Below are 21,044 nucleotides of genomic sequence, written 5' to 3'. Positions count from 1 at the left end.
CATCCCGTCACTGTCCGATGGGGACGGCGTGCTCCCGTCGCCGTCGGCAGAGAGCCTCGGCTTCGAGCCGGACGCTGATCCTGGTGACCACGTGGTCACGACGACGTCACCACCACTGCTGAACCCGTTTCCCGAAAGGAGACCACCCGGTGCCTGGCAACACCAGCGGTCAGGGAAGGCGCAGCCCGTCGCCTCCGCGAACCACGGCTCCCAGGGCCGGTTCGCCGCCCCCCTCGATCTCCACCACCGCGCGGGTCTCGTACGCCAGCGCCGTCGCCTTGGGCGGCGCGGCTCAGCAGGCGGGACTGGTCATGCAGGGGCAGGGCCGCGGCAGGGGCGGGACAGGTGGCGGCGGGCTCGCTCCGGCAGCCGCCGCGCCGCCCGGTCAGGCCGTCCCACCCGCGGCCGGTCGCGGGAGCCGCTCGCCAAGCCCCGCGTCGGACGGCGGTGGATGGCAGACCGCCGGACCCCCTCGGTGGAGCCCCACGTTCCCGCAGGGCGTCGGCCCGGCCGACGTCTCCCCGATCACCACGACCGACCACCGCGGCAGGCCACTGGCCCAGCGCCTACCCGGCAACCTGCCCCCGATCAGCCAGGAAGTGCACGACCGGGCCATCTACGGGCAGTACAACAGCGCCTACAGCTCGGTGTCCGGAGGCCACGTGTGGCAAGGACAACTGCCCCCGCGACCGGCCAACCTGTCCCCGAGGTTCGGCTCCGGTCAGATCACCGACCCGCCGACCCATCCGTCCCACTACTGGGCGAACGGCGTCTACGAGCAACCCAACGCGAAGATCCAAGGGCCCGGGAGACCTGCGCTGCCGAAGCCGGACCCGCACACGTCGTTCCCCCTCGGCCTCAGTCCGACCCAGGTGCAGAACCTGGGCAACAGGGCGTGGAATGGCGGGAAGCCGTTCTACGGCATCGACCCCGCCACGGGCAGGTGGGACGGGTTCGCCCTGTTGCCGAATCGCCAACCGATCGGCATCAGCGGCACTGCCAAGAACGACATCGTCTACCACTACTACCCGTCGGGACGGCAGTGATCCGGCGTCGCATCGGACCTCACGGAGGAAAGCGGAGTGGACATGTTCGACATCGGTGACTCGATCGGCTTCGCCTTCGACGAGCACCGCAGGCTCCGGGTGTCGGCGCCCGCCGACCACCTGCCCCTGGCGTCCTGGCTCACCACCGACGCCCAACCCCACCTCTACGGGCTGGACCACCTCGCCGACCTCCTCCAGCGCTGCCGGCACGAGGACTGCCGGCTGGTGGGCAACGGCTGCTCGATCGACTTCGTCAACGACGTGGTGCTGCTGGAGAGCACCTACGGCCGGTGGCCACGCGCGGTCATCCCGGAGTCCGTGTTCTGGCCGGTCCTCGAAGGACTGCACCGGTTCCTGGTCGCCGCCGCCCCGGAACCCGCCCTCGCCCGCCCCGCCGACTACCCGGAGGCCTTCCGGGTCGCCACCGGACACCAGGAGACCGGCACACCACGCCCGATCGTCGTGGACCACACCTACTTCCCCCTGGACTGGACCGAGGCGGAAGTGGCGGAATCCGGGGAGGGCGCCTGGCAGTCCCCGGAGGTGATCCGCGACCCGCACACCGGCACCTGGTCCGGAATGTGGCGGAACCTGGAACTCGCCGGCTACTACGACCCTGCGACGGGCGAAGCGCTCGCCTACTTCCCCGTCATCTCGCCCTGAGCCACCCCACCACCGGCGCAACGTCCCGTTCCTGCCGGGGGGCGAGCTCCGGGACGGGCGACATCTCCGATGTCGTCCTGGCGCGAACCAGCACGGTCCTGCCCATCGGGCAGCCGTCGGGGCCTCCCGACCAGTCCCGAGCGGAGGGCGACTCTGCCACCGTCACCGCCTCGTTCAGAGGGTCCGCAGGACTCGTCGCGCCGCGAGGATATTCGGGCAATCATCCTGCCTGAACTCGCTTGCCGACATCGCGCCATGCTACTATCCGAAATGTGGAGGGATTCCTTGTGTTCGCAGCCTGGATAGGGGTCTGCTGCATATTCTTGGCATTCTTGACCCGGTTCGTGTCGAGGATTCTTCTGCTTCGATACGGGGAGCGCAGCCAAGGACGCCTGGTGCGCTTTCGAGAAACCTCCGGAGATAACCCCAGGACGATGGCCGTCTACCAGTTCTCACCCAACGGCGGCGGTGTCCTGGAATTCGAGGAAGAAGCGCCGCGGTCCTACGGCGTGAACCATCCCGTCCTCGTGCGGTACTGGCGCTTCAACTCCCGACGCACCGCCTCCACCATCGGTCCGGGCGGCACCTGGCAGGCCTTGTTCGGCGACCTCTTCCCACTGTTCGTCACCGGAACACTCTCTGCCGTGTTCACCTACGCGCTGTTCATCAGGGTGTAACGACCGGCCGAGTCCTTCGGTCGCTCCAGTTCCCGGTAGGCCAGCCCAGTGGCATCCAACGCTTGAGCTTCGCGGCCTCTGCCACCGTGTTGGCGGTGGAGGACAGTCGCTCGCTGGTAGGAGGTCAATCGAAGATCCGGCCGACCGCACGCTCGATGTGGCCGTATTCAATCAACCTGTATGTCTCCCAAGTGGCGTTTCCGTTTTCCTAGCTCCTTGCCTGGGTGTAGCTCCACCGACCGGAGGCTCACCCTGGGGCGTGAGGGTGTTCCTGGCGGACGCCCACCAACGGGGCGTGCTCAGACGGGTCGGAGGCGCCTAACAGTTCCGATGCGCACGTTACGCGACTACCTGGCGGCGCAACATGATCATTCACCCGTGATCGGGATCCATCCTCTGTCGACCCCTTTACTCGGCCGGTTACACTGATAGCCGACTTGGAAGAACAGGACCGAGCACGTCGCTCAGTCGTTCTGCGACTGGGGGTCAAGGGGTCGCAGGTTCAAATCCTGTCGTCCCGACGGTCTGAAGAAGCCCGCTCGATCTGGACGTTTGTCCAGGTCAGCGGGCTTTTTCGTGTGCGGGTGTCGATCTTCACTTGGTCACGGAACGGTAACTTCGCGATCTTGGTGAACGCTGTATAGGAGCGAAATCGGGAGCGGGTCGCTCCGGAACTTTGACTAGCGCCAAATGGGGTCGTCCCGAACGGGTGAATCCCGCCAGTCGACGCCAAACGCCACCCCTTGGGGTGAACCGCCTTCAGTATGCGTCGAGCGCCCTGAACCTGCTCTGACCTGCTGATATAGCCGCCCGGTGAGCTGAACCGACGCGATCGGACGCAGACTGCGGGGCCGCGGTGCCCAGCGATCGCCGTGGTGGCGACGGCATGGCGCTGCGGAGGCATGTCCGCACCGGCGAAGGTCGGTGCGGACAGTCAACTTCTGCTGGACGCGGCCGTCGAGGTGGTCCCGAATTGTCGGGGTGACGTCGTAGCCTCAGGCGATGGGGTACTCCGGAGATCGTTCAGCGTCAGCGGGCCGTGGGGGGCCGTTGTTGTTCACCAACTTCCTGCCCGTCCGGTTCGCAGGTCAAGTGGTTGCCGGCGTGCTGCCCTACGAGTCGGCAGGCCATCTTGAGGATCTCCTCAGGCGGCTCCGCGAGTCTCATGTGGTCGCCCGGGATAGATACGACGTCGTGTGCGTTCCACTGGCACAGGGCGCCGAGCGGATCGGCGAGCGCAGGGTGATCGCCTCCACCGCGGGTGACGTGCTGCTGCAGGCCCGGCTGCTCGAAGAGTGTCTCAGGCGCATCCTCACAGTGGAGTGGAAGTACCTGCTCAGGCGTGAGTACCCTGTGCGCTTCGTGTCAAGGCTGCCCGGCAAGGACCTCGTGGAGCAGGCGTTGGGCCGGGGCATCGACAGGTTGCACGTGTATCCGGAGTACTCGCTGGACGTCCGCCGCGGCGGGCCGCGCGAGTACCCCGGCGTGGTGATCGGGAGGAAGGTCCGCTACGAGATTGATCTTCCCGTGGACGTCCTGTTGCGACGTGGCGTTCCGGTGATCGGGCTCTATGTGCTGGCGGAGTCGGAGTTGGCGCGTGCCTGGCCGTCCCAGGACGCACACGCACGGCGCAAGTTGGTAGGCCAGGTGACCGATGTGGTCGACGGCAAGCTGCTTGTGCAGTCGCGGGAGGGCGAGGTGAAGCTCGACGCGGAGCGCACGTGGATCGAGTCCAACCCGGCCAACTTCCAGACAGTGCTCCGGAAAGCGTGCGGGCGGTCGTTCGAGCGTGCTCTGATCACTCTGGATGGCAAGATCGCCGCGTTCAACAACGCCGAGCGGCGCATCGCGGACACGGACAAGATCGCGAACGCATTGCGGGACCGCGGACCGCTCGACATCGCGGCCGGGATGACGGCGCACCTGGCCAAGCCGCTGCGGTTGAAGGGCAACCTGTGCCGCTCGAAAAATCATCGCCGCTGGTAAAGCGGGGTGTCGCCGCGTTGGGACCATGTCCAGGTGATCGTGTCGCTGCTGTACAACGTGTCCCGGAGGTTGTTGTCCGTCCCGTCGGTGCTGCTGCGCGGCGAGGCGGCGAAGGACGCCGAGCTGCTCGTGCTGCGGCACGAGAACGCGGTCCTGCGCAGGCAACGCGCGGGTCCGGTCCGCTACGAACCCGCGGACCGGCTCTGGTTCGCCGCTCTAGCCGAGCTGGTGGATCGCCGTCGGTGGCTGGAGGTCTTCCCGGTCACGCCGGGCACCCTGCTCGCCTGGCACCGCAGGTTCGTGGCCCGCAAGTGGGACTACTCCGCGCCTCGACGCACCGGACGCGCACCGACACGAGCGGCGATCCGATCGCTCGTACTGCGGCTCGCCCGGGAAAACCCGCGATGGGGTCATCGGCGTATCCAAGGTGAGCTGGCCCACCTCGGCCACCGGATCGCCCACTCGACGGTCTGGCGGATCCTGCACGACGCGGGCATCGACCCCGCGCCACGTCGTGGTGGCCCGACTTGGCGACAGTTCCTCACCTCCCAGGCCCAGGGCATCATCGCGGCCGACTTCCTCCACCTCGACACCGTGCTCGGCAGGCGCCTGTACGCACTGGTATTCCTTGAACACGGCACCCGCCGCCTGCACATCACCGGCGTCACCGCCCACCCGACACAGGCGTGGACCACGCAACAGGCCAGGAACCTCGCCGCCGCCCTCGGACACCGGACGCAGTCCCTGCGATTCCTTCTCCGGGACCGCGACGGCAAGTACAGCCAGACGTTCGACACCGTCTTCCAGGCCGAGGACCTGCACGTGATCAAGAGCGCGCCACAGGCACCGCGGATGAACGCCCACTGCGAACGGGTCATCGGCACCATCAGACGCGAACTCCTCGACCACATCCTCATCACGGGAGAAACCCACGCACGACAAATCCTCAAGACCTACGAGAACCACTACAACCGACACCGGCCCCACCAGGCCCGAGACCAACTACCACCCGAATCCCGGCAGCACCCTCCGGCAGTCCACAACCTCAACACTCACAGACTGCACCGCACCCGCATCCTCGGCGGACTCATCAACGAGTACAGACATGCCGCCTGACCAGCAGCGATGACTATTCGAGCGGCACAAGCACTACGCCTCGCGATCCTGCCTCTACGGCTTATGATGCGCGATCACCGCAGCTCAGCGCTCAGGTGCAGAGTTGTGAAACTCTACAGCCATTCCCGTCGGCGATGTCGGTGGAGGACAAGACCTTGTGGTTCGTGATGCCCGCCAACTTCGATCAGCGTCACGCCGTGCGATCTTACGGGTAGTCGCAGTACTTCGGGTCGGCCGACTGCGGCTTGTGCCAATCCTCAACCAGGCCCTTGGAGCCCAAATTCGACCCGTATACTTCGGTCCACTTGTACTTGAGGAAGTCGTTCAGCTTTTCCGTAAGGTCACGGCAAACCTTGGGATGCCCGGGCCTCAGCGCCACGCCGTAGAGTTGCCTGGCCTCGCCACCCTCCGGTGGCATTGGAACCTCTGCAGGCTCTGACGCCCGCAAAATAGGCACGCCATCGTCGGCAGCCTCGACCAGTTCCGTCGCCTGATTGAAAGCACGGATGATGCTCCAGTCGGAAGCGATGTACTTGGTGTCGCCGGACGCAAAAAATCTTTTGTAACATTCGGACAGCTCTGCTGGTTCATCCAGGAGCATGGTCGCCCCCAGATCGTCCGTAAGTCGATCCTGAACCTCGGTCAATCGGTTTTGCCCCGTGGTGCCCTTCACCGCACACCCTCGCAGAACCTCACCTTTGTGAGCTTTGGGCTTGTCCCCGTTGCGGAAGGCCATCGCCACGTCGATGTAGTATGGACCCGCCATGTCGAAATCGGCCAGCCTCGAGGCGGTGATAGAAAACGCCGAAACCACGATGTCGACCGGTTCCGTATCGAGTGTGCGATCCCACTGGTGGGACCTCTCATCCTGATTGAGTCGCACCCACTGGATATGCTCGACTTCATATCTGGCCTTGAGGTACTCGACTAGTTCGATGTCGAACCCTTTATAGTCACTCCCAGTGGCCAGACTCCAGCCAGGCAGTTCACCGTTGATCCCAACCCGCAACGTACTGCCGAAATACCGATCCGGATCGTCGTCATTGGACGCCGTCCACGCAACGCTGAACGCAAGCAAAACCGCTGATGTCGTATAGGAAGCGACATGCCACCACACGCCAACTCGCCGTTCGCTCAACACCGGACGCCCTCTCGACTTCACGCGGTGGAGGGCGTAGGAGATTGCAATACCGAGTACTGCGAGCACTACGCCGATGACTGCGGCCACCGTACCACCGTCGCTAACACTTACCACAAGTGTGACGAGGAAGATGGTTGCCGCCGTCACCGGAATAAGCCAGAGAAGTTCGCGCCACAGGGTCGACCTCTTCTCCGACGGCGACGACTCGCCAACGATGTTCGTCATCAGATCCGATCTGAGATAGATGGCATTGGGCAGACGTTTCTTGAGGTCGATCGTAGCGGAAGACGGGCGGCGTTATCCACTTCAACGCGATACGTTCGAGCCGATCTCCAGTCCGCAATCCTGCGGTCTACCTCGTGCCGCGCAACGGGTCGCCGCACGTTCTGACACACGCTGAGGTTCAACGAAATGAGCCTGTGCCGCTCGAAAACCTATCGTCGCTGGTAGAGCGGCGTGGTCACTGAGCCCTTTCCAACCTCATCCGGCGGCGAGGTGGAGTGCGAGGACGGTTCGGGTCAGGTCGGTGATGCGGGTGGTGCAGCGGAGTCTGCGCAGTAGTCGCCAGGTCTTCAGAGTGGAGACGGCTCGTTCACCGAGTGCGCGGATGCGGGCGTGGGAGCGGTTGACCGCCTGTTGGCCGGGCGAGAGGTTGTGCCACGTGCCTCGGTAAGGCACGCGGATCGGACCGCCCGCGCCTCGAAGATAGGACATCGGCAGCCTGATCAACGAGTACGAACACGCAGCCGCCTAACCGCAGGTCAGATCCCACCACACCCCTGCGGATCGCCGCCCAGCCTTGCTACCCGATACACCACCTCGCGCAGGTGGCGCCCACCCCGACGACGCCGAAGGCGGCGGCACCCCGCCCACCGACCCGCCCGTGGTGTGGCTCGGCGTCGGCGAGCAGGTCGGTCACCTGCCCGAGTCGGCCGCCGACGCCACCGGGGTGGTCGCGATGACCACCACGACACCCGGACTCGCCGAGCGCGTGGTGCGCGTCGCGCGCGCCCACCGAGCCGCCGACCCCGACGGCTTCCACCGCCGCCACGCCAACCCCGAAGCGTAAAACCGGTGGGCACGTCGCGCCCGGGTCGCCCGCACCGTCGCGACCGCCCTGCAGGTGCCCACCGACGCCGTGCTCGTCACCGACGACCCCCACCGCACCTACCCCACCCGAACCGGGGCAGTCCCCGGCGACCTGATCATCATCACGGACCCCGCCACCGGGCGCGCGTGGCGGTTCGTCCCCGACCACACCACTCCCGGCCAGGCATAGCTCCTGCTCGACCCCGACCGCGGCACCCGACTCGCCCAGACGAACCGGGAGGCGACCGGCCACCAGCCGGATTGTGCCGAGGAACGAGGCGCGGCCGGAAGGGGCGGTGGGCTGAGCAGGAGGCCGCAGGAGCGAGCGCCCACCGCCTACCACCACACCCGCTCGTGGGGATGTCGGCCGCACTGTTCGAGCCCGCATCGGACGCGATGTCGACCTCAACCAGAGTTCCGCCATCGCCCGGTAGCGCCGGACGTCCGGACACGAGGCGACGCCCCACTCGGTACGCGATTCCAAGCCGGTACCTGGCACGATCACTCCGCCCGGACACGGGGAGGCGGGGGCGCGGATGGCGACGCTCGGAGAAGTGATCGACGGCGTGACGGCGGCTGGCAGGAAGGCATTCGAAGCCAAGACCGCCCTGGAGCAAGCCGAAGACCTTGCAGAGGACGCCCAGGCACTGCTCGCCATCGCCCTGGAAGGCGATACGACCGGCGACAAGGACGCCGTCCTGGGCCGCATCGCCGAGACCGTCAAGGGCATCAAGGAACTCTGGAAGACCCTGGTCGACGGCATCACCCGTACCGAGGCCGTGCTGAGCGCGGTTCGCGGCACCGCCACCCCGCCGCCGACTTCGCCAAGCTCGCCACCCGCCGCGCAGCCGGCACCGACCACCCCGGCCGGACAGCCGCAGACCACCGCCGTGCCGCCGGTGGTCGAGCCGCCGCCGCTGCTCCCGGAGCAGGTCGAGGAGTTACGTCGAGACCTGCCGCCCACCGTGATCGGCGGTACCGGGCAGAAGACCCACGGCCGATGGATCGCCCCCGACGGGTCGACACAGCGTGCGGTCAGCGGGCGCGACGAGTGGACGCCGAAGATCAACGCCGCACTGGCCGCCGAGGGATGTCCCCGATTGCCCGTCATCACCGAGGCCGACGTGGAACTGAAGCTGGCCGCGCGGATGCGGGAGCAGGGCGCCGCCGATCTCGCGATGCGGCACCTGACGCTGGTGCTGAACTCCGCACCGTGCGAAGGCCCGTTCGGCTGTGACAGTCTGTTGCCCGCAATGCTGCCCAAGGGCTACACGCTCGCCGTGCACGGCCCGGACGGCTACTACAAGAAGTTCACCGGAGGAAAACCGCCGTGGCGTCGTTGATGGCCTGGTACAAAAGGGGCGAGGAGCCGACTCCGATCACGAGCGCGGCCGATCTCGACGCGCTGCTGGAACGCATGGCCGCCGACTTCGCCGCACAGGACGGCCCCGTCCCGCCGATGGCCGAACTGGCCCGCCCCGACCCGTGGGCCCAGGGCTGGGTGGCCATCCGCCTCGGCATCGCACCCGACCGCGGCTTCATCGCCCACGCCGACGCCACCGGCTCCTACATCACCACCAACGGTAGCGACCCCGACGGCGAACCGGTCCTCTACGACCACCAGGCCCACGCCCGGGAGTGGCCCTCCGACGCCGAGCTGCCGCTGGCCGACGTGATCAAAGCCGCCCACGACCTCGTCGCCACCGACGGTGAACGGTCCACGACCGTCAACTGGCGGCCCTGGGACCTATAGGCGTCGAACAACCGGACCCAGGCCAGGATGGCAGCGCTGACGCTACCCAGTTCGATCCGACTCCCGACGCGGTCAGGAGTGCGACGCTCATGAAAAGCGTTATGTGCCCACCTCCTCGACGCTCACTGTCTGCCCGCTTGAGACCGATGTGGGAGGCGACGTGAGTGAGAAGCAGGATGATCGCTATCGCGATCAGGTACGCGTGAACGGAACACAGCCCGAGGACACCCTCGCCTCAAGCGACGAACCCGATCATTCTATCAACGAGCACGGACAGCCGGGAACGGTCTTCCGGTCGGGAGTACCCGCTGAGTTCACGACCGTCCGTTCCGCTTGAACCTCGCGGAGCGCGAGTTTGTTGACCTGCCGTTCGAAGGTTAGTCCCGGTCAACTGCGCGCCGGATTGTTCGGGCCCGGCTTTCGGATCACGGGCTCGGTCATGGCCGCCGGGGAAGTAGGGGTGTCGCGGGCAGGACGGCAGGGGACCGTTCTCTGGCACCCGGGCTCGGCCTGCTCAGCCAGTCGGTGTGGTGCTCGGCGGCCGTGTTCTTCTCGGCGACCGGATGGTCGATGTCCGGGGGTTCGGCTGCACCGCGTTCAGTGCGTGGTCGTGGTCCAGCCGGCGACCGCGTGCGCCTCGGCGTGGTCGACGTCGGGCGGCCACGGGCCGGGGGTGCGCGACCGGCCTGCGTGCTGGTCGTGTCCGGTCGCGAGGTGCACCTCGGTCTTGCGCAAGGTAGGCGTCACTGCCTGTCAGCCAGCGTGGTCGAGGTTGTCGAGTTGGCGTTGGACGCGTTCGGCGTCGGCGTCGCGGCCTTGTTCCCGGTACAGCTGCAGTGCCTCCCGCCACACGGTGCGGGCCTGCTCGTGCCGGCCGAGGGCGGCGTGGGGATGGCCCACGCGGTCGAGAGTGTTCGCGACCTCGTACGCGTGGCCGAGGTCGCGGTTCAGGGTGAGGGCGTGGTGGTAGTGGTCGAGGGCCTGGTGGTGGTCGCCGGTGTGGTGGGCGATGTAGCCCAGGCTGTCCAGGGTGTCCGCCTCGCCGACGGGGTTGTGGTGGTGTCGGTGCAGGTTGAGGGCGGCCTGGCAGTGCTCGCGGGCGGTGTCGAACCGGCCCAGCCGCGCGGCGTACCAGCCCACCGCGTTGAGCGCACCGGCTTCCCGCACCGGCTGGTCGAGGGCGCGGTAGAGGTCGCGGGCGTGGTGGGCGTGCTCCAGGGCCCGCCGCTCGTCCCCCCGCTGTTCCCAGGCGACCGCGAGCACCCAGTGGGTGAGGGCCTGTTCGGTGGGGTCGTGATGGCGCGCGGCCAGGTCCAGGGCCCGCTCCAGGTGGGCGATGGCCTGCTCGTGCAGGCCCAGCCGGGAGCAGGCACGGCCGAGCAGTCGGTGGGTGCGGCTGTGGGTGGCGGGGTCGGGCAGGTGGTCGGCGGCGTCCAGTGCGGCCTGCCACGTGCTGACCGCATCGTGCCGGTGTCCTCGCTGCTGGTGGAAGGTGTGCAGGTTCCAGGCCAGATGCCAGACGGTGTGGTGGTGGCCGAGGGTGGCGGCGGTGCGTTGGGTGGCCAGCAGGGTGGCGTGTTCGGCCTGCAGCCAGGCCAGCGCCGCGGCGGTATCGGGCAGCGGGTGCGGGTGGACGCCGGGCGCGGGCGGCTCGGGCCGCACGAGCGTGCCGTGGGGGTCCAGGAGGCGGTCGGCGGCGTGGGCGGTGTGCAGGTGGAAGTCCCCCACCCGGGTCAGGGCCGTTTCCCGTACGTGCTCGGGCAGGGTGGTGTGGGCGGTGGTGGTGGCGTAGCGGCGGACCAGGTCGTGCATGGCGTAGCGGCCGCCCGGCCGTCGTTCCAGCAGGGAGGCGTTCTCCAGCCCGTTCAGCGTCCTGCGGGCGGTGCGGTCGGGTAGGCCGGTGAGGGCGGCGGTGGCGGGCGGGGTGGTGTCGGGGCCGGGGGCGATGCCCAGCAGCGCGAACACGGTGCGTTGGGTGTCGGTGAGGTGGCGCAGTGACCAGGACAGCACCGCGGGCAGGCTGGCGGCCGGGTCGGTGTCGTGGTCGAGCGCCTCCAGCCCGAGGTCGCGCAGTTCGGCGGCGGTCTCGGCCAGCGGAACGTCGGGGTGGGGTTCGGCGGTGCGGGCGGTGATCGACAGCGCCAGTGGGTGGCCGCCGCACAGCCCGATCAGCGCGTCCACGGCCTCGGGTTCGGCGGCGACGCGGTCGGCGCCCAGGCGGGCGGCCAGCAGACCGCGGGCCTCCTCGTGGGTCAGGGCGCCGAGGGGTAGGTGGCGGGCGCCGTGCCGGTCGATCAGCGAGGCCAGCTTGTGGCGGCCGGTGACCAGCACGGTGCAGGTCGGTGAGCCGGGTAGTAGGGGTGCGACCTGGTCGCTGGTGGCGGCGTTGTCCAGCACGATGAGCATCCGCCGTCCGGCGACCAGGCTGCGGTAGAGCGCGGCTTGGGCGTCGAGGTCGTTGGGGATGCGGTTGGGGTCGACTTCGAGGGCGTCGAGGAACCCGCGTACCGCCACCGCCGGCCGCACCGGGTCGCCGGTGGGGCTGAAGCCGTGCAGGTCGACGAACAGTTGCCCGTCGGGGAACCGCTCCAGCCGGCGGTGGGCCCAGGCCAGCGCGAGCCAGGTCTTGCCGATGCCGCCGGCCCCGCCGATCGCCGAGACCAGCACCGTCGCCCCCGTGCCCGTCGGGTCGGCGGGCGGTGTGGTGGCGGTCAGGACGCGGTCCAGCCGGGCCAGCTCCTCCGCCCGCCCCGTGAACAGGGCCGGCGCGGCGGGCAACTGCCGCGGCACCACCGGCGCGGGCGGCAGCGGCGCGGCGTGCAGGGTCACGTCGCCGTGCACCGCACCGGTCTGCACCACCACGTCCACGGTCCCCGACACCGTGTTGCGGACCTGCGCCGGGCCGTCGTCGCCCGCCTCGGGCAGCCAGCCGTCCTCGGGGGGATCGTTCTCCGCGGGGTCGTCGGGCTGCCGCAGCTCGGGCGTCACCACCGCGGGCCACCTCCCGGTCCGGTCGCCGGCTGATGGCGCACAGCGTGGCACCACCGCGCCGCTGCGCAGCCCCGGCGTCGGCGGAATTCACCCGACCGGCATCGGCCAGCCGCATAACGACGGCTCCGCCGGCCCGGACGCCGAGCCCCTGGCCCTTTCGTCACTGACAGGCGATCGACGCCCTGCCCCTGACATTCCGGGTGGTGCTGGTGCGCTTGGTGGCCGTGCTGGTGGTGCCGGGGTTGTGGTGCTTGGCCGCCGCGCGTAGCGGTCCGGTGGCTTGGCGACCACGGCCGCTGCGCATCGGCGGCGTCGCGTTGTGCGGCGTCCAGCCGCGGTTGCCGGTCGGTCAGCCACGCTGGCTGGCCCCTTCCGGGTCGGCGAATACTCAGGGACGTCGTGGGACGATCAGCGGTGTGACGGGCTGCCGTTCCGCCCGCTTCAGGAGAACTCGTAGTCGGCGAAGGGGTGTCCGGCGGCGTCGTTCCATTCCCGGGAGCCACGGGCACCCGCGGGCCAGCGGGGGTACAGCGCGTTCGGTCCGCCGGCGTCGGCCGGTCGCAGGGTGGCCCGAGCCCAGAACTCCTCCAGCGGGTACTCGGCGCCGTACTCGCTGACGATCGTCATGCCGGGCCGTTCCAGGAAGGACCGCCAGGCGTCGGCGTTGGTCAGGCCCATTGCGGGGTGGGCACGGAACAGGAACTGCGTCCGCGCGGCGTCCTGGCCGATGTGCAGGCCCTCGGCATCCGGCGCGTCGTGCGGGGTCCGGAGGTAGAAGTTGATCGACATGACGTCCGTCCTCTTCGAGGTGATAGGTCGGTCCTGGTCTGCGTCCGGCGCAGCGGAGCTCCTTCCCTGTTCCGCCACGCGGCCACGATGAAGTCGTCGCGCCCGAGGCGGATTTCCTACGAGTTGGGGAGTTTGGGCACCTCGGAGTCGTATTCCCCGGTCCGGGCCAGCAGTGTGGCCAGGCTCGGTGTGTTGCGGCCTATCGCCCGCGCGGCCTCGACGGCGATGGTGTTGGCGGTGATCGACCCGCTGGCGTGTGTCTGCCCGATCCGGTCGACCATGCCGTTCAGACGCCGCAGCGCTGCGGCGAGCTGCTCGTACTCCGCGGCCGCCTCCTCGAGTGCCGCGCGGATCTGCTTGGCGTACTGCTCGCGCTCGTCGATGCCCATGATCTCCTTCTCGGGTGATGTGGTCCGGGTTCGTGTCGAGGTGAGGCGTCCATGCCCGCGGGCACCGTGTTCTTCTCCGTGCTGGGCAGCGTGGTCACGGTGGTGCCAGCCTGCCATTCGTAGAACCGGCTGTGGCCGGCGACGATCCGGTCGTCCCACACGACAGGAACACCGTGCCGGCCAGGCTCTGCACCGCGCCGACGAACGCCGCGACCGCTGCCTCGATCCGGTTGGCGTGGATGTTGGCGCACAGCCCCGGAGGGTCACGGATCCCGAACGACAGCTTCAGCAGACGCGGCGTGTCCACAGCAACCCTTCAAATCCGCCATTTCAGCGGAAATTACCAGATTCGCAGAGATCGCACGTTTATAGCGGTGGCGCGTGGTGCCTGACCTGGTGTGGTCGGCCGTCGGTTACCTTACGTATCGCTACCACCTCGATGGCCGGTTGCTGCTCGATGGCCTGCGCGCCCGGTCGGCGTGTCGGACGGTCCTCGGTGAGAGCGATGCGTGTCGTGCCGGTTCGTGCGCTTGGTCGACGTGGTGTTGGGCGTGGTGGGTGGGGCCGGTGCCCTACGCCCACCGTGGTCGGTGTGCTGCCGAACTCGCCTCGGCCACTGCGTCCTGGTGGTCGACGCGCTTCCATCCGGTGCAGACCCGCCGGGTCCGCGCTCTCGACCACCGACGCCGTGCTGCGGACCGCGTCGAATTACGTATTCGCTGTGGGCGCTGTCGTGCCCGTGGGTCTGTCGGCGTCGGGAAGGTGCACGGAGGCCGCCGGTGGCAAAGCTAGTTGACGCGCCGGCCCGCTGCGCCGCCACCGGTGTTCCGGGGGACCGCCCGCCTCCGTGCACAGCGCACATTAACACTCGTGTCGTGTCCGCATTATTCGGGTCGCGTCGGAGCATGCGATACGGTGCAGAGATGCATCCATTCGAGAAAGAATTGCGGCGCACCCTCGCGCGCGTCGAACGATGGGTCGATCGCCCGCACCATCCGGTTCCGCTGCTCGACCGGGTGAGAATTGAATACGCTTTGGCCTCGTGGTGGGCCTCCGGCGACGGTTCCGACACGGACATGGCGGTGGAGTTCGTTCGTGCCGCCGCCGTGGCGGTCGATCCCGGCGAGCGGCGGTCGGCGCTGCTGGATGCGGCGCACCATCTCTGGGCGAGTCTGGACGGTCACGGGTTCGTCAGTTCCGACGAACATGTGCTGGCGGGGTTGGAGATGATCTCGACAGCTGACGCCTTCCGGCGGGATTTGGGACAACCATTGTCGGACATTGTGCCGGACGACCTGCCAAGTCCGGAGTGACGCCACCGCCGATAGAGCGCAGGCTCACGGTGCAGTCGGCTGGCAGGGGTACCCACCGCGGGTCCGGTGGAGCCGGGGGCACAGGTAGGCCGCAGGTCTGTCGCAGCGCAACATCGGTGGTCCGGGAACGGACACAACGGCTGGAGGGCACGGTGCCGGGAATTGTGAATGTCGCTGTCCATCCACATTCTCACTAATACTTCAGTATTGACTGAATTTGGTTGGTGAGGCTTCGGTTCATGCGACGACAGGTCAGTGTTGCCGGAGCGCCTTCAAGTGGGCAGCCAAGGCGACCGAACCGCGGAGGAGCTGGTCCAGGCGCGCCCTGCGACCCGAGTCGATTGGATCCGGGTGTGTCGGATCAGGTGAGGCTTCAGTGCGTCGCCGATCCGGGATGTGGATGCCCACGGGTCGGCACAGGCCAGCGAGACCTCGGTCAGCGGCTCGCAGTGCAGAGTCGAGCCTGGGTACGGCTTTGGTTGATGAACACGGCTCGCCATCGGCCCGTATGAGGGCGACCAAGCGGATTGGGGCGGACCAGCGCTGGGACTATCTGACCGGCGGCACCGTCCCGTATGTGTGGCCTGGGGATGGGCCGCGGAGAAGCCGTCGACGGCTCTGGCCGAGCCGTCGAGGGCTGGTTGAGGGGCACTCCCGTCGGAGGTCTCGGGGTTAGAGCTGTGTGATCAGTTTCCGGCTGTGTCGTGCCAGTTCGGGTAGGGCTTGTGGGTCGATGCCGTTGCGTAGTGCGGTGCCGAGCAGTTCGCTGAGGCGGTGCCCGGGGTGGCTGCGCTCGGCGTGGCCGATCGCGGCGGCGGCGAGGTCGAGGTCTCCTCGCAGGCAGGCGTAGGCGGCCAGGAGCGCGGCGGGTTCGGCTCGTTCGGGCGCGGGGCTGGTCCTGATCAGTTCGGTCCACAGGGCCTCGGCGTGGTGGGCGTGCTCGCTGATGGCGAAGGACAGGCAGGCGTCGCGGACCAGCGGGTTGGTCAGCGCGAACGCCAGGTGGGCGATCTCGCGGTCGGTCAGCGGCTGCGTGCGGTCGCCGGCGCGGAGTACGTGTTCGTGCAACAGGTCGAAGCGGCTGCGGCGAGGGCTGGGTTGTCCGGGAGCGTTGGGGTGGTCCTCGGCGGTGGGGTCGGTTCGCCGGTGTAGGTCGTCGAGCAGTTCGACCCGTCGCGCGAGGACGTCTTCGGGGTCGGGAATCAGGGCTGTCGGGGTGGCCGTGCCGACCGTGGTGCGGTCGGTGACGACCCAGACGCGGTGTCCGTCGAAGGTGTAGACCCAGTCGGCGTGGCGGGAGTCCGGCCACGGCCATGGCCACCCGTCCGACGGCGGATGGCTCAGACCGTCGTCCCGGTCTGCCCACACGTCGAGCAGGTCGGCCACGGCCGAGGCGAAGGTGTCCGGGTCGTTTGCCTCCAACATCTTTCGTCCGATGTCGATCGTGCGAAGTGATCCCGGGTCGGCGTGGCCTTGGACGGCTCCGAGCCATCGGGATTCGGTGCTGTGCTGGTCGTAGAAGTCCGCGATGGCAGGGTCGCGCGGTGTGGGGGTGAGGGTTGCGTGATCGGCGGCCGTGGCGTCCGCCGGGCGGCAGGTGCGCATGGTGGTGCTCCCGTTATGTCGTCGGGGTGTGAGTGACGTAAGACGGGTGGTGATCCCGCCCGGGTCCTTCAACTGTTCGTGGTGGAGTCGTCGGAGGCCGGGGCGAGCGCGTACCTTTTGGGCTTGTCGCTGGTGCGCACGGCGTAGCCGCCGTCGACCAGCTTCTCCAGCGCGTTGTGCACCGCACCGGCCGACCGGGTCAGTGCCTTGCCGATCACGTTCGGGGTGAAGTCCTGGTCGGGGTGCTCTCGCAGGTAGTCCTCGACCATCCCGCGCAACGCCCCCGGTGCCAGTCGCTCGCCCTTCGGCTGCGCATCCACCTGTGGGTCACCCGACGCGGTGGGCTGGTCGTCGGTGGGTGTGTCGTTTTCCGGAGCGGGCTGAGCGGAGGTGGGTTGGTCACCAACCGGTCCTTGGGCCACGGCTTGTTCTTCGTCGGTGTGCCGGTCCTCGGTCGTGATCGACCAGCGGTCGGCGGGGCGCGACCCGCCGTCGGCGATCCCGGCGGTGCGGGCGACGAGGCCGTCCTTCTCCCAGCGGGCGAGGATCTTCGGCGCGGTGGACTTGCCGATTCCGGCGGCGGTCGACAGCGCGACAGCGGTGCTGGCGGGGTGGTCGAGCAGGGCCTGCCACAGCTTTTCCTCGGTTTCGGTGCGTGGTTTGCCGGGATTGGGGACGGCTTGCAGCGTCGGGTTGGCGTTGGTGGACATGACTGCCTCGCAGGAAGTGATGTGTGGGTGAGTGGTCATGCCCCGGCCGGAGCGTGTGCGGCCCCCGGTGCGCATCCGGTGGTTTCGGGCCACACGACTATGGACGCTTCCTTGCCGCCATGAAGTCAAGCGGGAATAGCCGGATCGATCCTCTGCCCCAGGTAGACGCCCCACAAGATGGCAAACCGTTAACCCACAAGGGTTCACTTCGTCGCCGGTCGCACATTGCGCGTTGACACCGCGGCGGTCACGAAGCGTCCATACAGGTCGGCCGTTCGGCCCTGGATGACCCAAACCCGAGGGGACACAGGAATTATGACCACCGACACCACCTCACCGACGCCCCCTGACCCCGACCCGCACGCTGCCGTCGCCGGGCTGGGCGACGACACCGCGGCGACTCCGCCTGAACCGTTCCCCGTCACGTCACAGGACGACGACGAGGCGACGATGTTGTGGCCGGAAGGGCTTCCGCCCGATGCGGTGATCCTCGCCCCGTCGGTCGCCGCCACGCCGATGCGGCAACCCGAGAACACGTGGGGATTGCTCGTGCTGGCAGCGGATGTCCTGGGTGCAACCGACCCCGATCGGGAAGGCGAAGTCGCGCTGTTCGCCGGGTGTTGGCTGCCCGACCGGCCGCAGGCCGCAATGTGCGAGGGCGATCTCGTTCTCGTGTTGACCGCACCCGACAGCGAGTCGCCGGACGACGAGGTGGACGTGGAAATGCTGCTCGCCCACGGCAACCGGTGGATGCGTGTCGGCGAGTGGGAAGGGATGGACACGCGCTGGCCCTGGACCGTCGCGGTGACCGCAGCGGCGATCATGGAATTGCACGTCGAAGCGACCGAGGCCGCACCGGTCCCGACAGGCGCGACAGCCGGTCGACCCCTGCGGGGTTGGGGCGGCAACGGCGGCCTCGTGGACCTGCTCGCCGCCGGCCTGATCCACGCGGGTGAGGAGTTCGTCTGGGACCGTCCGGCGCGCGGTGCCCGACACACCGCCCGCATCCGCTCCGACGGCACCCTGGTCATCGCCGACGGCCGCGCCTACGTCAACCCCTCCGGCCCGATGACCGCGCTCGGCGACAAGCCGCAGAACGGCTGGAAGGCGTGGAAACGAACCTCGGACGGACGCACTCTCGGTGACCTGCGCGCCGAACTGCGCGTCAGCCGAGGACAGACGATCCAACCACGCCGCCGGCGGTGACCCCCTGTCCGACGGCCGGGCCACCCATGTCGACGTGCACGGTCGGCCGGCCGGCCCGCCCTGGGAAGGCATACCGTGGACGAATTCCTACGCAGTCCGGACAGTGCGATGGTGCGGGGCGCGAAAGCCGGAGACGGCCCCGGCCACACCTTGGAAGCCATCGCCGTGCGCATCTCTCACGACATCACCGAGGCACGTGAGCGAGGCGATCTTCCGGCGTACACCCGCACGGTCGTGACCGTGCTCCCGTGGCAGCGGATGCTGCACATCCGCGTCGAGGGCTTCGACACCGTCCCCGCACCCGCGACAAGCCGCGCCGTGATCACCACGTTGTTCGACCTCGTCAGCGCCTACAACATCATCCCGCTCGATCCGGTCGCGTTGCCGACGTTCGTCCAGCAGGTCGTGCTGGTCAACCAGTACGGCCAACCGTTCGCCGCGATCGTCGGCGCGGGCGTGGGCGAGGTGGAACCCGTTACGCCGCGATAGGGGCCGCCGGGCGGGTCGCGCCGGCGTAGTCGTCTCCGTCGTACCGGTAGTGGTCGATCCGCACCGGTTGCCCGAAGGTCGGCGCGTTGATCATCATTCCGCCGCCGATGTAGAGGCCGACGTGGTGGATGTTGCCGGGTGTGCCGTAGAAGACCAGGTCACCCGGCAACAGCGGCTGCCCGGCCGGGACACGCGGGCCCGCGTCGAACTGGGTCTGGGCGGTACGGGGCAGGATGACTCCGGCGGCGGCGAAGGCCGCTTTGGTCAGGCCGGAGCAGTCGAAGCCTTCGTGTCCGCCGTCGGGGCCGTCGCCGCCCCACACGTAGGGCAGCCCTTGTTGCCCGCAGGCGTAGTTGATCGCCGCGTGGGTGACGGCGTTGGGGGCCTGGATGGCGTTGCAGTCGCCGTTGCCGACGCTGGCCGCGGCCGCCTCGGCGTACTTGGCGGCTTGTTCGAGGACCATGTCGACGTACCAGTCGGCGTGGTTGTAGGCGAAGATCGCCGCCCGCAGGTCGCCTCGGCGGACGCCTTCGTCGCAGAGCAGGAAGGCCGCGGCGTGGACGGCGTCGTGCGGGTTGTACCGCGAGGGCGGGCTGGCCCCGCCGGGTGGGATTCGGTGTGCGGCGATGACGCCGTTGAAGGTCGGTTGGAGGAACTGCATCGGCCCGCCGGCCCCGGCGACGTTCTCGCCTTCGGTCACGCCGGGTGCTGCGAGGCGGCCGTGGTCGGTCTCGACCTTGCCGATCGCCGCGAGCACGGTCCAGTCCAGGCCGGGACACGCCGTGGCCGCGGTGACGTAGAGCAGGCAGTAGTCGGCCGGGATGTCGGCGATCGGTTCCGTGCAGGTGATGGTGGTGTTCGAGGAGCTGCCGAACAGTGCCCCCATCACGGCACTCATGCTTTGGCCGATCATGACGGGGGTGAGCAGCAACAAGGCCGCCGCTCCGATGGCGATCCTGGCCAGCACGCTGTCACCACCTTCCCCGCCGGCCCGCCCTGCGTGGCACCCGTGGGCCGGTCGCGGTGGGCGGCATCGGCGAGGGCGGAGGCGACATCGGCTGCGGCGAGTCCGCCCCCTTGGAGGTCTCCTCGGTGGGCGTGACCGGTGGCGGTACGTGCGGCTACGCATCGGGCAATCGCGACAGCGCTCGTCGGGACGCTCCGGTCGGGGCGTCGAGCGGCAGCCAGACTTCGTCGGCAGGGCTCGGGTGGACGGCCTCGGGGTCGAGCAGCTCGGCCGCCGCGGTCGCGATGGGCACGCGGCGCCGGTCGTCGAGGTCGCGCCACGCCTTCGCGAGCAGCAGGCGGGCGGCGGCCTCGCGCCGCGAGGTCGGCAGCCACACCAACAGTGGCGTGGTGATACCGGTGGCTTGGGCGAGGGCGGCGTAGCCAGCGAGTTTCCCGGCGAGCTTGGCCAGCGCCTCGGTGCCGAAGTCGTACTCGAGGAACCACTCGACCTGCCGGTCACCGTGTTCGTCGTGGTGTCGCCAGCGGCCGTAGCCGTCGGGTTTGACCAGGTCGCCGAAGTAGCGGGCGCAGCGGGCCTCCGACCACCACGCCGCCAGCTCGACCTGTTCGCCTGGGTGGGGGTGGCGGGCGCGGTGGACCAGGGCGGTGAACCACTCGTTGACGCCGACGGTGTGGGCCAGGCGCAGGCTGTGGGCGATGCCGAAGACCCGGTCGTGGCGGTAGCCGAGGTTCTTGATGTCGCGGCCGTCCTCGGCGGCGAGTACGGCCGCGCCGGCGGGCGCGAGCACGTAGTGCATGGGTGCGGTGCCGAGGGTGACGAAGGGCTGGAAACGGTCGACGACACCCCACAGGTAGAGCTCACGCAGCCGCATTCGGCCTGATCGGAAGCTGGGGAAGGCCAGCGCGGTGATCTGGTGGGCGGTGAGGACCTTGTGCTCCCAGAGCATCCGGGCGATCCACTTGTCGCGCGGGGTCAGCCGCCACGCCAGCACGGCCTGATGTTCGGCGGTGTTCGCGGCACGCGGGGTGGGTCGGGTCGGCTTGTGGCCGCGCAGAGCGCGCTGGCGGGTGGGATTGGTGATCATGACGGGCGCCTCCGGGTGGGCGGTGTG

General features: G+C 68.7%; 21 protein-coding genes and 2 pseudogenes. 12 read left to right on the top strand and 11 right to left on the bottom strand.

The genetic code is table 11. From position 1 onward, the window contains the following. Positions 1–599: 599 nt before the first annotated feature. From ACFXGA_RS25920 to ACFXGA_RS25900, 5 genes are all read left to right on the top strand, one after another. Complete coding sequence (locus ACFXGA_RS25920) at positions 600–1,046, top strand: hypothetical protein (RefSeq protein WP_378091989.1); 447 nt, start codon at positions 600–602, stop codon at positions 1,044–1,046. A gap of 42 nt (positions 1,047–1,088) precedes the next feature. After that, the gene (locus ACFXGA_RS25915) at positions 1,089–1,709 is read left to right on the top strand and encodes a hypothetical protein (RefSeq protein WP_378091987.1); all 621 of its coding nucleotides are present in this window, start codon (positions 1,089–1,091) and stop codon (positions 1,707–1,709) included. Between the two features lie 434 nt (positions 1,710–2,143). Beyond that, positions 2,144–2,386 (top strand): hypothetical protein, encoded by a 243-nt coding sequence (locus tag ACFXGA_RS25910; RefSeq protein WP_378091985.1) that lies wholly within the window; start codon positions 2,144–2,146, stop codon positions 2,384–2,386. 1,053 nt (positions 2,387–3,439) lie between these two features. After that, positions 3,440–4,372, top strand: coding sequence for a hypothetical protein (locus ACFXGA_RS25905; RefSeq protein ID WP_378091983.1), 933 nt, complete (start codon positions 3,440–3,442; stop codon positions 4,370–4,372). Positions 4,373–4,405: 33 nt separating this feature from the next. Beyond that, a complete protein-coding gene (locus ACFXGA_RS25900; protein ID WP_378091981.1) occupies positions 4,406–5,488 on the top strand; it encodes an integrase core domain-containing protein in 1,083 nt (360 codons plus the stop codon). A 205-nt stretch (positions 5,489–5,693) separates the two neighbouring features. Here the strand turns inward: ACFXGA_RS25900 and ACFXGA_RS25895 are convergent, their stop codons facing one another. Both ACFXGA_RS25895 and ACFXGA_RS25890 read right to left on the bottom strand, forming a co-directional pair. Beyond that, positions 5,694–6,854 carry a transporter substrate-binding domain-containing protein gene (locus ACFXGA_RS25895; RefSeq protein WP_378091979.1) on the bottom strand — a complete coding sequence of 387 codons (1,161 nt, stop codon included), beginning with the start codon at positions 6,852–6,854 and terminating at the stop codon, positions 5,694–5,696. Positions 6,855–7,109: 255 nt separating this feature from the next. Further along, a pseudogene (locus ACFXGA_RS25890) lies at positions 7,110–7,331 on the bottom strand (transposase family protein); the annotation flags it as partial. 181 nt (positions 7,332–7,512) lie between these two features. On the opposite strand from ACFXGA_RS25890, the gene ACFXGA_RS25885 reads away from it, so the two are divergent. The 4 genes from ACFXGA_RS25885 to ACFXGA_RS25870 all read left to right on the top strand — a co-directional run bounded on the left by ACFXGA_RS25885 (position 7,513) and on the right by ACFXGA_RS25870 (position 9,471). Continuing rightward, entirely contained in the window at positions 7,513–7,698 is a 186-nt protein-coding gene (locus ACFXGA_RS25885) for a hypothetical protein (RefSeq protein WP_378091977.1), read from the top strand. A 54-nt stretch (positions 7,699–7,752) separates the two neighbouring features. Next, on the top strand, positions 7,753–7,908 hold the full coding sequence (locus ACFXGA_RS25880; protein WP_378091975.1) for a hypothetical protein: 156 nt from the start codon (positions 7,753–7,755) through the stop codon (positions 7,906–7,908). A 364-nt stretch (positions 7,909–8,272) separates the two neighbouring features. After that, positions 8,273–9,061, top strand: coding sequence for a DddA-like double-stranded DNA deaminase toxin (locus ACFXGA_RS25875; protein WP_378091973.1), 789 nt, complete (start codon positions 8,273–8,275; stop codon positions 9,059–9,061). After that, a complete protein-coding gene (locus ACFXGA_RS25870; protein ID WP_378091971.1) occupies positions 9,049–9,471 on the top strand; it encodes an Imm1 family immunity protein in 423 nt (140 codons plus the stop codon). Before ACFXGA_RS25875 ends, ACFXGA_RS25870 begins: the two co-directional genes overlap by 13 nt. Positions 9,472–10,068: 597 nt before the next feature. On the opposite strand, the gene ACFXGA_RS25865 is transcribed toward ACFXGA_RS25870, so the two are convergent. The 5 genes from ACFXGA_RS25865 to ACFXGA_RS25845 form a co-directional block, all read right to left on the bottom strand. Beyond that, positions 10,069–10,218, bottom strand: a complete 150-nt coding sequence (locus tag ACFXGA_RS25865; RefSeq protein ID WP_378091969.1) for a hypothetical protein — start codon at positions 10,216–10,218, stop codon at positions 10,069–10,071. A 6-nt stretch (positions 10,219–10,224) separates the two neighbouring features. Continuing rightward, positions 10,225–12,462, bottom strand: a complete 2,238-nt coding sequence (locus ACFXGA_RS25860) for an ATP-binding protein (protein WP_378091967.1) — start codon at positions 12,460–12,462, stop codon at positions 10,225–10,227. 441 nt (positions 12,463–12,903) lie between these two features. After that, the gene (locus ACFXGA_RS25855) at positions 12,904–13,251 is read right to left on the bottom strand and encodes a hypothetical protein (protein WP_378091965.1); all 348 of its coding nucleotides are present in this window, start codon (positions 13,249–13,251) and stop codon (positions 12,904–12,906) included. Between the two features lie 116 nt (positions 13,252–13,367). Beyond that, positions 13,368–13,640 carry a hypothetical protein gene (locus tag ACFXGA_RS25850; RefSeq protein WP_378091963.1) on the bottom strand — a complete coding sequence of 91 codons (273 nt, stop codon included), beginning with the start codon at positions 13,638–13,640 and terminating at the stop codon, positions 13,368–13,370. Between the two features lie 94 nt (positions 13,641–13,734). Continuing rightward, on the bottom strand, positions 13,735–13,947 hold the full coding sequence (locus ACFXGA_RS25845; RefSeq protein ID WP_378091961.1) for a hypothetical protein: 213 nt from the start codon (positions 13,945–13,947) through the stop codon (positions 13,735–13,737). Positions 13,948–14,563: 616 nt separating this feature from the next. Here ACFXGA_RS25845 and ACFXGA_RS25840 point away from each other — a divergent pair. After that, positions 14,564–14,953: a hypothetical protein gene (locus ACFXGA_RS25840; protein ID WP_378091959.1), complete on the top strand. Its 390-nt coding sequence runs from the start codon at positions 14,564–14,566 to the stop codon at positions 14,951–14,953. A gap of 672 nt (positions 14,954–15,625) precedes the next feature. Here ACFXGA_RS25840 and ACFXGA_RS25835 read toward each other — a convergent pair. Both ACFXGA_RS25835 and ACFXGA_RS25830 read right to left on the bottom strand, forming a co-directional pair. Next, positions 15,626–16,558 (bottom strand): DUF4192 domain-containing protein, encoded by a 933-nt coding sequence (locus ACFXGA_RS25835; protein WP_378091957.1) that lies wholly within the window; start codon positions 16,556–16,558, stop codon positions 15,626–15,628. A 68-nt stretch (positions 16,559–16,626) separates the two neighbouring features. After that, on the bottom strand, positions 16,627–17,268 hold the full coding sequence (locus ACFXGA_RS25830) for a MarR family transcriptional regulator (RefSeq protein WP_378091955.1): 642 nt from the start codon (positions 17,266–17,268) through the stop codon (positions 16,627–16,629). Positions 17,269–17,583: 315 nt separating this feature from the next. On the opposite strand from ACFXGA_RS25830, the gene ACFXGA_RS25825 reads away from it, so the two are divergent. Then, entirely contained in the window at positions 17,584–18,474 is an 891-nt protein-coding gene (locus ACFXGA_RS25825) for a hypothetical protein (RefSeq protein ID WP_378091953.1), read from the top strand. Positions 18,475–18,549: 75 nt separating this feature from the next. Continuing rightward, positions 18,550–18,963 (top strand): hypothetical protein, encoded by a 414-nt coding sequence (locus tag ACFXGA_RS25820; protein ID WP_378091951.1) that lies wholly within the window; start codon positions 18,550–18,552, stop codon positions 18,961–18,963. Here the strand turns inward: ACFXGA_RS25820 and ACFXGA_RS25815 are convergent. Further along, a complete protein-coding gene (locus ACFXGA_RS25815) occupies positions 18,950–19,927 on the bottom strand; it encodes an NlpC/P60 family protein (RefSeq protein ID WP_378091995.1) in 978 nt (325 codons plus the stop codon). The genes ACFXGA_RS25820 and ACFXGA_RS25815 overlap by 14 nt on opposite strands. Positions 19,928–19,934: 7 nt before the next feature. After that, positions 19,935–21,017, bottom strand: a pseudogene (locus ACFXGA_RS25810) (replication-relaxation family protein). Between the last annotated feature and the right edge of the window lie 27 nt (positions 21,018–21,044).

The organism is Actinosynnema sp. NPDC059335 (genome assembly GCF_042752395.1).
Lineage (GTDB): Bacteria > Actinomycetota > Actinomycetes > Mycobacteriales > Pseudonocardiaceae > Actinosynnema.
The sequence above is the reverse complement of the archived record's forward strand: the minus strand, read 5'-3'. Positions and strand labels throughout refer to the sequence as shown.